Origin of the sequence: Streptomyces sp. NPDC046821, from assembly GCF_040645335.1 — a bacterium.
Lineage (GTDB): Bacteria > Actinomycetota > Actinomycetes > Streptomycetales > Streptomycetaceae > Streptomyces.
Genome location: NZ_JBEYYB010000002.1, coordinates 384,541 through 396,783, shown reverse-complemented (window position 1 = coordinate 396,783; position 12,243 = coordinate 384,541). Strand labels below are relative to the sequence as shown.

General features: G+C 70.0%; 7 protein-coding genes. 6 read left to right on the top strand and 1 reads right to left on the bottom strand.

Annotated features, from left to right (window positions below; translation table 11 throughout):
• The first annotated feature begins 10 nt into the window (after positions 1 to 10).
• The 3 genes from dxs (at position 11) to ABZ893_RS05325 (ending at position 4,959) form a co-directional block, all read left to right on the top strand.
• Positions 11 to 1,936: a 1-deoxy-D-xylulose-5-phosphate synthase gene (gene dxs, locus ABZ893_RS05335; protein WP_361397052.1), complete on the top strand. Its 1,926-nt coding sequence runs from the start codon at positions 11 to 13 to the stop codon at positions 1,934 to 1,936.
• Between the two features lie 175 nt (positions 1,937 to 2,111).
• Entirely contained in the window at positions 2,112 to 3,620 is a 1,509-nt protein-coding gene (locus ABZ893_RS05330; protein ID WP_361397049.1) for an amino acid permease, read from the top strand.
• 235 nt (positions 3,621 to 3,855) lie between these two features.
• Complete coding sequence (locus ABZ893_RS05325) at positions 3,856 to 4,959, top strand: hypothetical protein (protein WP_361397046.1); 1,104 nt, start codon at positions 3,856 to 3,858, stop codon at positions 4,957 to 4,959.
• A 94-nt stretch (positions 4,960 to 5,053) separates the two neighbouring features.
• On the opposite strand, the gene ABZ893_RS05320 is transcribed toward ABZ893_RS05325, so the two are convergent.
• Positions 5,054 to 6,151 carry an LCP family protein gene (locus ABZ893_RS05320; protein WP_361397043.1) on the bottom strand — a complete coding sequence of 366 codons (1,098 nt, stop codon included), beginning with the start codon at positions 6,149 to 6,151 and terminating at the stop codon, positions 5,054 to 5,056.
• Positions 6,152 to 6,575: 424 nt separating this feature from the next.
• On the opposite strand from ABZ893_RS05320, the gene ABZ893_RS05315 reads away from it, so the two are divergent.
• From ABZ893_RS05315 to ABZ893_RS05305, 3 genes are read left to right on the top strand one after another with little or no spacing between them, the layout of a single operon-like run.
• Positions 6,576 to 8,375 (top strand): stealth family protein, encoded by a 1,800-nt coding sequence (locus tag ABZ893_RS05315; protein WP_361397040.1) that lies wholly within the window; start codon positions 6,576 to 6,578, stop codon positions 8,373 to 8,375.
• Entirely contained in the window at positions 8,372 to 9,337 is a 966-nt protein-coding gene (locus ABZ893_RS05310) for a hypothetical protein (RefSeq protein ID WP_361397037.1), read from the top strand. The genes ABZ893_RS05315 and ABZ893_RS05310 overlap by 4 nt, the downstream gene beginning before the upstream one ends.
• 7 nt (positions 9,338 to 9,344) lie before the next feature.
• Entirely contained in the window at positions 9,345 to 12,218 is a 2,874-nt protein-coding gene (locus tag ABZ893_RS05305; protein ID WP_361397034.1) for a stealth conserved region 3 domain-containing protein, read from the top strand.
• Positions 12,219 to 12,243: the final 25 nt, after the last annotated feature.

The following is a 12,243-nucleotide window of genomic DNA, read 5'->3' as shown; positions in this document are numbered from 1 at the left end:
GGAGGCACGGGTGCCGCTGCTGACCCGCATCACGGGACCGCGCGATCTGGACCGGCTCAGCCTGGAGGAGCTGGACCAGCTGGCCGGAGAGATCCGGACCTTCCTGGTCGACGCGGTATCCAAGACCGGCGGCCACCTCGGCCCCAACCTCGGCGTCGTCGAGCTCACCATCGCGCTGCACCGCGTCTTCGAGTCCCCTCAGGACAAGGTCCTGTGGGACACCGGCCACCAGTCGTACGTGCACAAGCTGCTCACGGGCCGCCAGGACTTCTCCAAGCTGAAGATGAAGGGCGGCCTCTCCGGCTACCCCGCGCAGGCCGAGTCCGACCACGACGTGATCGAGAACAGCCACGCGTCCACGGTCCTCGGCTGGGCCGACGGCCTGGCGAAGGCGAACGAACTGCGCCACAAGGACGACCACGTCGTCGCCGTCATCGGTGACGGTGCCCTCACCGGCGGCATGGCCTGGGAGGCGCTGAACAACATCGCGGCCGCCAAGGACCGCCCCCTCGTCATCGTCGTGAACGACAACGAGCGCTCCTACGCCCCCACCATCGGCGGCCTCGCCAACCACCTGGCCACCCTGCGCACCACGGACGGCTACGAGCGCTTCCTGGCCCGCGGGAAGGACCTCCTGGAGCGCACGCCCGTCGTCGGCAAGCCGCTCTACGAGACCCTGCACGGCGCCAAGAAGGGCCTCAAGGACTTCATCGCCCCGCAGGGCATGTTCGAGGACCTCGGCCTCAAGTACGTCGGCCCGATCGACGGCCACGACATCGAGGCCCTGGAGTCGGCGCTCGCCCGCGCCAAGCGCTTCGGCGGACCCGTCATCGTGCACTGCCTCACCGAGAAGGGCCGCGGCTACAAGCCGGCCGAGCAGGACGAGGCCGACCGCTTCCACGGCATCGGCCCGATCCACCCCGACACCGGACTGCCCGTCAAGGCCGCCGGCGCCGACTGGACCTCCGTCTTCGGCGAGGAGATGGTCAAGCTCGGGCGCGAGCGCGAGGACATCGTGGCGATCACGGCGGCCATGCTCCAGCCGGTGGGCCTCGACAAGTTCGCCAAGGAGTTCCCCGAGCGCGTCTACGACGTGGGCATCGCCGAGCAGCACGCCGCGACCAGCGCCGCCGGTCTCGCGGCGGGCGGCCTGCACCCGGTCTTCGCCGTCTACGCGACGTTCCTCAACCGCGCCTTCGACCAGCTCCTGATGGACGTGGCGCTGCACAAGTGCGGCGTGACGTTCGTCCTGGACCGGGCGGGCATCACCGGCACCGACGGCGCCTCGCACAACGGCATGTGGGACATGTCGATCCTCCAGGTCGTGCCGGGCCTGCGGATCGCCGCGCCGCGCGACGCCGACCAGGTCCGCGCCCAGCTCCGCGAGGCCGTCCAGGTCGAGGACGCCCCGACCGTCGTCCGCTACTCGAAGGGTGTCGTCGGCCCGGCCGTCCCGGCCGTCGGCAAGGTCGGCGCGATGGACGTGCTGCGCAAGCCCGCGGCGCCCAAGCCGGACGTCCTCCTCGTCTCCGTCGGCGCGCTCGCGCCCATGTGCCTGGAGATCGCCGACCTCCTCGACAAGCAGGGGATCACCACGACCGTCGTCGACCCACGCTGGGTCAAGCCGGTCGACGAGGCGCTCGCCCCGCTCGCCGAGCAGCACCGCGTCGTCGTCACGGTCGAGGACAACTCCCGGGTCGGAGGTGTCGGTTCCGCGATCGCGCAGGCGCTGCGTGACGCGGGCGTCGACGTGCCGCTGCGTGACTTCGGCATCCCGCCGCGCTTCCTCGACCACGCCTCCCGCAAGGAGGTCATGGCCGAGATCGGTCTCACGGCTCCTGACATCGCACGCCAGGTCACGGGCCTGGTCGCCAAGCTGGACGGCCGTTTCGAGCGCGCCACGGCCACCGACGCGGTGCAGCCCGCGCGCGACTGACGAGGTCACAGACAGCCACGACCCACGCGGTCCCGGCTGAAACCCATGGGCCGGTCCCACCACTCCGCAAGGGTGGTGGGACCGGCCCATTCGCGTGAACGGGCCCGCGTCGGGGCATATAGGGCGAAAGCCCCCTCGATCATGTCGAGGACGACCATGCGTGGGAGGTAAGCCCGTGAGCAGCACCCTCTTCAGGACGAAGAAGGTCGAACAATCGATCTCGGACACTGAGGAGCCGGAGCACGCACTCAAGAAGTCCCTGTCCGCTCTGGACCTCACCGTTTTCGGCGTCGGTGTCATCATCGGCACCGGAATCTTCGTCCTCACCGGCAAGGTGGCCAAGGAGAACGCGGGTCCCGCGGTCTCCCTGGCCTTCATCGTCGCCGGCGTCGTCTGCGGTCTGGCCGCGCTCTGTTATGCGGAGTTCGCCTCCACCGTCCCGGTCGCGGGATCCGCGTACACCTTCTCGTACGCGTCACTCGGCGAACTGCCCGCCTGGATCATCGGCTGGGACCTGGTCCTCGAATTCGCGCTCGGTACGGCGGTGGTGGCCGTCGGCTGGTCGGGCTACGTCCGCTCGCTCCTGGACAACGCGGGCTGGCATCTGCCCGCGCAGCTGGGCGGGCGCGACGGGGCGCAGGTCTTCGGCTTCGACATCCTGGCCGCGGCCCTGGTCCTGGTCCTCACCGCGATCCTGGTCGTCGGGATGAAGCTCTCCGCCCGTGTCACGTCGGTGGTCGTCGCGGTCAAGGTGGTCGTCGTCCTGATCGTGATCGTCGCCGGTGCCTTCTTCATCACCTCCGACAACTACAAGCCCTTCATCCCCAAGGCCCAGCCACAGACGGCGGGCGGCAACCTCCAGTCCCCGCTCGTCCAGCTGATGTTCGGCTACGCGCCCACGAACTTCGGCGTGATGGGCATCTTCACCGCCGCCTCCGTCGTCTTCTTCGCGTTCATCGGCTTCGACGTGGTGGCCACCGCCGCCGAGGAGACGAAGAACCCGCAGCGGGACATGCCACGCGGCATCCTCGGCTCCCTCTTCATCTGCACCGCGCTCTACGTCGCGGTGTCGATCGTCGTCACGGGTATGCAGCACTACAGCGACCTCTCCATCGACGCCCCGCTCGCGGACGCCTTCAAGGCCACCGGACACCCCTTCTACGCGGGCGTCATCAGCTTCGGCGCCGCCGTCGGCCTCACGACGGTGTGCATGATCCTGCTGCTCGGCCAGACCCGCGTGTTCTTCGCGATGAGCCGTGACGGGCTGCTGCCCACGTTCTTCTCCCGCGTCCACCCGCGCTTCAGGACCCCGCACCGGCCGACCATCCTGCTCGGCGTGATCATCGCGATCCTGGCGGGCTTCACCAGCCTGAGCGCACTCGCCGAACTGGTGAACATCGGTACGCTCTTCGCCTTCGTGGTCGTCGCGCTCGGCGTCGTCATCCTGCGCCGCACCCGCCCGGACCTGCCCCGCGCGTTCCGCACCCCGCTCGTCCCGCTGGTCCCGATCCTGTCGGTCCTCGCGTCCCTGTGGCTGATGATCAACCTGCCGACCGAGACCTGGATCCGCTTCGGCGTCTGGATGCTGATCGGCTTCATCGTGTACTTCGCGTACGGGCGGACACACAGCCGGCTCGCGCTCCAGGAGAAGGAGGAAGGGGTGCAGGCGGCCGACGGGGCCTGAGGCGGCCACGTCGTTTTTCGGGAAGGGCGGTCCCGCCGGGTCAAAGGGACCGCCCTTCCGTGTGCCTCGGCATGGTGAACACCTCGGGGAGATGGCGGTGAGGTCACGTGGGGATGACGCCGAGTCGGCCGTTTTGGCTGGGGCTTATGATGTGGCGAGTTCACAGTCCCCGCGTCCACGCAGGGCGTGAGGTTGACGGAGGGTGACGGCAGACATGCGGGGTAGGTCCGCGCGTGTGGCAGACGGGCCGCACATATCGTCGGCGGGTACGGACGGGCCGCGCACCGGGGGCAAGGGGGCCGCGACCCTCGCGGGTTCCTGGCTCACACGGGGCAAGGACGGCCGCCTGACCGTGTACGTTCCGGTCGACGGCGGGCTGTCGCGGTGGACCGAGGACCGGGTGGGCGGGCCCGGGTGGACCGGCCCCGAGTTCTTTCCCGTCGAGGGTCTCACGCATCTCACCGTCACTCAGGGTGCCGACACCTACGTGCATTTCCTCGGCCGCAGAGAGCGGCGCAGCTCCGAGGGCCGGGCCGACGTCGACATCGTCCACGCCATCCAGTACCAGACCGGACGCCCCGTCACCGAGTGGCGCTCGCTGGGCAACGCGCACAAGGACGCGGCGAAGGCGGCCGTCTTCGGTGTCCCGGCGGCGGCGGTGGACTCGCGGGGCACGGTGTTCGTCTTCGCCCGCAACGCAGGCGGCGGGCTCATGCTCCGGCGTGAGCAGAAGGACGGCAAGTGGGCGCCCTGGCAGGACCTGAAGGGTTCGCGCCTCGCCGACGGCCCCATCCCGGCGGCCACGTCCGCCGGAACGGTGGAGGTCGCCGTCCCCACGCAGCGCGGCGTACAGCAGTGGCACCAGAGTGCCGCGGACGGGCCGCTGGCGGCGGGGCAGCCGATGCAGATGCACGCCCTGCCGGGTTCGGGCACGGCGCTGGAGACCGCGCCGGGCCGGGTCACCTACTACTGGACCGACGCGAACATGTCGGGCACGGTCGCGTACCGCGCCGGTGCCTGGCCCGTCGCGCTCGGCGGTGCGCCCGGCGACGGGGCCATCGCCGCCCTGCGCGCCCCGCTCGACGGTTTCGACTGCACGGTCCTGGCCCAACGCGGCGCCGGCGGCACGCTGTTGGTCGGCGTCTGCGGCACCGAGGGCGAGCAGAACGGCGTGTGGTGGTCGGACACCACGGCTGAGTGCGTCGGCGCCCCGGCCCTGGCTCTGGACGCGTACGGACGCGTGGTCGTCGCGGTACTGGGACCTGACGGCGCACCGCGCGTCGCGCGCCAGGAGCAGGGGCCCGGGCTCACGCTCTCGCCCCGGTGGCAGCACCTGTGAGCGTGTTCTAGAACGACGAACGGGGGCCCGGATGTGCGGGCCCCCGAAGTCTGACGTGGGCCCGGATGTGCGGGCCCACGGAGTCTGACGCGGCTCAGCCGCCGGTCGCGGGGGACTTCTTCGCCGACTCGGGGATCTCCGTGTCCGTCCGGATGGCCTTCCACAGGGTGTCCGCCTGCGGCTGCGCGGCCACCACGCGGTTCGGGTCGATCTTGTCGTACGCGACGGGCAGCATGATCGTGTCCATGTTGCCCGGGTCGACGCCGTTCATGCTGCGGCCGAAGTCGGCGAGCGACTTGAGGGACGCCAGCTCGGAGTCGGTGGTGAGCGACGAGGTCAGGCTGTTGGCGATCTTGTAGGTCTTCGCCGGGCTGCCGAGCAGGTCCTGCTGCTTGATCTCGCTCAACAGGGCGACCATGAACTGCTGTTGGAGCCCGATGCGGCCGAGGTCGCTGCCGTCGCCGACGCCGTGGCGCGTGCGGACGAACGCGAGGGACTGGGTGCCGTCGAGCTTGTGGGTGCCCGCGGTGAGGTCGAGGCCGCTGGACTTGTCGTGGATCGGCTTGTCGACGGTGACGGTGACGCCGCCTATCGCGTCCACGAGGTCCTTGAAGCCCGAGAAGTCGATCTCCATGAAGTGGTCCATGCGGACGCCGGACATCTGCTCGACGGTCTTGACCACACAGGCCGGACCGGCCAGCGAGTACACGGAGTTGAACATGACGCGCTTCGCCGGCGGGACGGTCGAGCCGTCCGACTTGGTGCACTCGGGCCGCGTGACCAGGGTGTCGCGCGGGATGCTCACCGCGGTGGCCCGGGTGCGGCCCTCGGGTATGTGCATCACGAGCGCGGTGTCGGAGCGGGCGCCGGCGACCTTGCCGGTGCCGAGGGCGGCGTTGTCTCCCGCCCGCGAGTCCGAGCCGAGGACCAGGATGTTCTGACCCGAAGTCGCCATCTTCTCGGGGCGGTTCTTACCGAGCGCCTCGTCCAGGTTCACGCCGTGAAGGTTGCTGTTCAGGTTGTTGTACAGCCAGTAACCGGTGCCGCCGGCGGCAAGGACGAGGACCACCAGGGTCCACAGGATGATCCGGCGGACGCGTCGGCCTCGGCTGCGCGGCGGTCGCCCGCTCTTGCCGTCGGCCGCTCTTCGGCGGTCGGCCCTGGTGCTCTGAGGTGCCTCGGCATGGGTCATGGACTGGGGCTTCCCGTTTCTCGCGGGCCCGGAAGGGCGGGAGGGACAGCGGGAACCGGGTGCTCCGGACCGCGTCAACGTCTGACTGACCGAGCACTATATGCAGGTCACGCGTTCGATGACGGGTCGCCCTGACGTCACTTGTTGTTCCGTCGGAAGTCGGAAAAAGGTTGTACGGAAAATCGGTGGGATACATCACGGGGCTAGTGACTCTATGTCAAGTTATTGCCTGGACTTTTACCTAGTTCTCATGTGAAGGTGCTGGAGTCCCCGGCGGTGACTGGGGAACTCGACATGCTATGTGGTGGTCTGTCGGGGTGGATCACAACTGAGAACGGTCTTCTTTCGACCGGTGGCCCGGTGCGTTGCCGCGCGGGGAACCGTCGGTTCGCGGGGCCGCAGTGGCGTGGATGGTGGATGCCTCGTGGCAGGTTCCGGGAATCCGGAGGCTGGATCGCTGGTCTCGGCGTACCGCTCCGTCGTGCCCGTCGGCGCGCGCCGACGCATCGTCGCCGGAGTTCCCTCCCCGCTGCGCTCCGCAGTGAAGTCCTCGCTCACCACGGTCGACGCCATTCGCTCCGCCACGGTCGTCTGGGCCATGGGCGGCCGCCGCAAAGTCCCGCGCCACAGCGCCGCGTTCGCCCGCCGGGTCGTCCGGGTCGGCCGCCGTCACATGCGCGCCCTGCTCGTCGAGGGAGCCACCGACTGGGCGGCACGCGCCCGTAACCTCCACATCCTCGTATCGGTCCTCGAAGCCGGCGACATCGACTACTTCTGCATCCGCGGCACGGCCCAGGGCGTGCCGACGGTCGCGGTGCCCGTTCAATTCCGGGAGACCGCGGAGGAACTGCTCAAGATCGCCTTCGACCAGACCCCGGGCTACGTGGGTCCGGCTGCGGCCGCGGAGCCCGACATGCAGCCCGGGGACGAGGACAAGTCCTGGCGTCAGCTGCGCAAGCAGCAGGTGCTGCGGCTCGCCTGGTACGTCACGGACCCCTCGCACCACCTCGTCTTCGGCGCCGACTCCGGATGCGACCTGGAGTTCTGGGCCGAGAAGGACGACCACTTCGTGGCGCCGCGGTCCAACCGGGTCGCGGACAGCATCCCCGTGGACGCCCCGCGACGCGTCGCCCCGCAGGCCCTGTTCAGCCCGGTCCCGCCTGCGTACACCACCGGCGACGCCACCACCATCGCCGAGTTCTCCGTGCGGCTCCCCGAGGACCACGCCTTCCCGATCGACGTCGTCTACACGTGGGTCGACGACTCCGACCCGTCCTGGCGCGCCGTCCGCGACCGGGCACGTACGGCCCTGACCGGGGGAGGCCTGCACGAACAGGCCGCCAACGACGCGCGCTACACCAGCCGCGACGAGCTGCTGTACTCGCTGCGCTCCCTGCACCAGTACGCCCCGTGGGTCCGCGACATCTATCTGGTGACGGCCGGCCAGGTCCCGGCGTGGCTGAACACCGAGCACCCGAACATGCACGTGGTGGACCACCGCGAGATCTTCTCCGACCCCATGGCGCTGCCGACCTTCAACTCCCATGCGATCGAAACCCAGTTGCACCACATCGAGGGCCTGTCGGAGTGCTTCCTCTACCTCAACGACGACGTCTTCTTCGGGCGCCCCGTGCCCCCCGGCCACTTCTTCCACCCCAATGGCCTGACCAAGTTCTTCCAGTCCAAAGCGCTCATACCGAGCGGTGACCTGGAGGCGTCCGACCTGCCCGTGAACGCGGCGGGCAAGAACAGCCGCCGCCTCATCGCGCAGGAATTCGGCAGCGCCATATCGCAGAAGATGAAGCACACACCGCACGCCCTGCGGCGCAGCGTCCTCGACGAGATCGAGCAGGCGTACCCCAGGGAGCACCGGACCACCCAGCACTCGCGCTTCCGCTCGCCCAAGGACATCCCGGTCGCGTCGTCGCTCCACCACTACTACGCGTACCACTCGGCCCGCGCCACGGTCGGCGACATCCGCTACCAGTACGTCGACCTGGCCGCGAAGCTCGCCGAGCGCAGGCTCAACAGCCTGCTCGCGCACCGCAACTTCGACACCTTCTGCCTCAACGACACCGTGGTCGGCGACGACCCGGACGCCCAGACCCGGATGCTGGAGCGCTTCCTCGAGGCGTACTTCCCCGTCCCCAGCCCATACGAGATCGACAGCCTGCCCGGCATCCCCTCGGCACGCCGGGCCGAGCTGAGAAGCACGGACAGATGAGACGTTTCCCGCGACGGCCGAGAGGACTGCGCAGACGCGCCGGTGCGGTCCGGTACCGGATGCGCAAGCGCACGGCCGCGCTGCGCGCCGCCTTCACCGCCCGCTTCTTCCTCCCCCTGCGCGCCCGGCGCGGGGCGCGGCTGCTGTACGCCGCGATCCTCGACGGGCAGACGGTGAACCTGCACGCCCGGCTGCCGCGCGGCGCCAGGCTCCCCGAGCGCGCCGAGATCCTGCTCAAGCGCGGGCGCGTGCGGTGGCGCACGGACGCCCGGGTCTACGAGGGCCCCGACGGACAACTGCTGATGGACGCCGCAGTGCTGCTCGGCACGGAGGTCGGCGGGGCTCCCGTCACCGACGGCCGCTGGAAGCTCGGGCTGCGCCTGCGCGACGGCCGCCGCACACGCAGCTGCGCCCTGCTCCTCGTCGAGCCACCCGTGCCGTACGAAGGCCCCACCAAACCGATGGAACAGTCGGCGGCGACCGGGGCGAAGCACCGGATCAGCCGCTCGTTCGCCGGCAGCGCGCGCGTCGTGACCCGCAGCGCGCGGCCCTCGGCCGAGGTACTGAAGATCCATATCGACCATGCCGGGATCACGGTCGACTTCCGGCTCCTCGGACCCGGCGACGAACTGCCCTGGATGGAGTTCATCGCCTCCGGCCGCACCCTGGAGACGGACGTCGACGAGGTGGCCCCCGACGTGATCCGGGCCGTCGTACCCCTGGACCAAATGCCGCCGCGCGGCAAGGGAGTCGACCAGTGGGACGTCGTGGCGTGCTTCGGGAACGGCGACCGGCTGCGCGTGGGGCGCCGCCTGCACGACGTCCGTAACCCCGCGCGTGTCTTCGCGATGAAGCAGCTCGCCATCACCCCCGAGGGCCTGGCCCCCATGATCGTCCAGCCGCGCTACACCCCGGCGGGCAACCTCCGGATCACCTGTACTCCCATGCCCGAGGCCCACTGAAACACCCATGAAGATCACTTTTCTGCTGACCACGGCGGATGCCGTCGGCGGCACCGAACGCGCGGTGTTCAACCAGGCCTCCGAGCTCGCGGCCCGGCACGATGTCCGCGTCCTGAGCGTGTTCAAGAGCAGGCCCGCACAGTTCTTCTCCCCGGACGAACGGGTGCGTGTCGACTACCTAATCGACACCACCACGCCGGTGCCGCAGCCGCTGCGCCCCTCGGCCGTGGAGCCCTCCGTCTGGGGCCACCTGGCCGCGCAGCCCAGCCAGATCGTCGACCGCGGCTGGGAGGCGGCCTTCAACCGGCTCTCCGACCTCGAGCTGGAGCTGGCGCTCCAGGACATCGACACCGACATCCTCATCACCACCACGCCCGCGCTGATGGCGCTCGCGGTGACCCTCGCCCCGTCCTGGGTGATCACCGTGCACCAGGAACACCGGGTGTCCGAACTCCGCGGCACCAGCGGTGAACCGCTGCTGCGGTACTCGCCGCGCCTGGACGCCCTCGCGGTGCTGAGCGAGCGCACCCGCGAATGGTTCGCCGAGACCCTGGGCGCCGGCGCCCCCCGGCTGTGCGTCGTACCCAACGCGCTGCCCAGCGGCTTCCGGCCCCGCTCCACGCTGGAGACCCGGACCGTGGTCATCGCCGGCCGTCTGGTCGGCGAGAAGCAGATCGACCAGGCCGTCGCCGCCTGGGCCCTCGTCGCGCAGTGCCACCCCGAGTGGACCCTGCGGATCTTCGGCGACGGCCCGCTGAGCGGAGCGCTGCGCCGGCAGATCGACTCCCTCGGGCTGCACGACTGCGTCCAGCTCAACGGCAACTCACCGCACCTGGCGGAGGAGTGGGCGAAGGCCAGCATCGCCCTGCTCACCTCGCGCAACGAGGCCTTCGGCCTGGTGCTCGCCGAGGCGCAGGCCGCGGGCGTGCCCGTGGTCTCCTACGACTCGCCCAACGGGCCGCGCGAAGTGATCGTCGACGGGCATACGGGATTCCTGGTGCCGGTCGGTGACACCGACAGCCTCGCGGCGCGGCTGCTCCAGCTCATCCAGGACGCGCCGCTGCGCCACCGGATGGGCGCCGCCGCGCTGGAGTCCGTCGGACGCTTCTCGCCGCAGGTGGTGACGGGGCAGTGGGAGCAGATCTTCACCGAGTTGCTGGAGGCCCGGGACAAGGGGCACCGCGACATCGCCAAGATCGAGCGGCAGGCCTTTCACACGGTCCGCAGCAGTGCGGACGGCGCCGCCCAGGCGGCCGAACCCGCCCCGGCCGGCCTGGTGCGCACCGGCGACCAGAAGGCCCTGGAGGACAAGGTCGAGCGCGCCCGGCGAGGTCTGGTGCGCAGCGGCGGCCAGCTCTGCCGCGTCATCGAGTCGGAGACCCCCTGGGACATCGTCCAGGCCAACCTGGCGCTCGCCGCGAACGCCCTGGAGGCCGCGAACATCCCGTACTTCGTCGTCCGCGACTCCATGGTCCGGCACACCGTGGCGGTGCATGTCCACTACCGCACCGCCGCCCTGGAGGCCCTGGCCCGGCAGTACGCGCAGGAGGCCGTGTACGCGTCGCTCCTCAACGACAAGCAGAGCGAAACCGCCACGGTCCTCGCGGGCCTGCTCACCGCCCACACCCAGACCCCCTGCTCTGGTGTGCGCGTGTACCAGAGCGCGGTGACGGCCTCGCGCACCATGCGCCTGGGCGCCGTCTACGGCTGCACCATCTCCTTCTGGGAGGCGGACGAAGAGGACCCCACCCACCTCATGTCCCCCACCCGCACACTGGTCGGCGACCGCCTGCCGCAGCGGTCCCTGCAGCGCACCACCCTGACCCTGGGCGGCCGCCACTACCCGTCGGTGGCGCCGTTCAGCCAGTCGCTGCACGGCGACGTCACCTTCCCCATCGACGCCGTCTACACCTGGGTCGACGGCTCGGACGTCGCCTGGCTGGAACGGAAGAACGCGGTGCTCACCGCGATGGGCATCGCCACCGAGGACGCCGCGACCAGCGCCGCCCGCTTCCGTAACCGCGACGAACTGCGCTACTCCCTGCGCTCCATCGACATGTACGCGCCGTGGATCCGCAACATCTACCTCGTCACCGACCGGCAGGTGCCGCCGTGGCTCGACACCTCGCACCCGCGCGTGCGGGTCGTCGACCACACGGAGATCTTCGGCACGCGGGGGGCGCTGCCCACGTACAACTCGCACGCCATCGAGAGCCAGCTGCACCACATCGAGGGCCTGGCCGAGCACTTCCTCTACTTCAACGACGACGTCTTCGTCGGCCGCACGCTCCAGCCGAGCATGTTCTTCCTGAGCAACGGCCAGGCGAAGCACTTCATGTCGCCCACATCGATCCCGATGGGGCCGCCGTCGTTCGAGGACGAGTTCAACATCAGCGCCGCGAAGAACAACCGGGCTCTCATCCAGTCCTACTTCGGGCAGACGCTGGTCCACTCCTTCCTGCACGCCCCGCATCCGCTGCGGCGCAGCGTGCTGGAGGACGTGGAGGTCCACTTCAAGGACGCGGTCCTGACCGCGGCGGGCAACCGGCTGCGCGACCACAGCGACGTCTCCGTCGCCTCGTCCCTGCACCACTACTTCGGCTTCCACACGGGACGCAGCGTGCCGGGTTCGATCTCGTGCGGCTTCGTCAACGTCGGCCTGAGCGACCACAAGGCGCGGCTGGGCCGGATCCTCACCGCCCGCCCGCACGACGTGTTCTGTCTCAACGACTTCCACGACGGGGACGTCTCCGAGGACGAGCAGGACGCGATCCTGCGTGCGTTCCTGCCAAGCTACTTCCCCGTCCCCAGCCAGTTCGAGACGGGTTCGGCCCGCAACCAGCGCGCGCACGCCGGCTATCTGCCGGGATGGCCGCTGTGACCGGGTCCGCGCCCGTCAGCGGAAG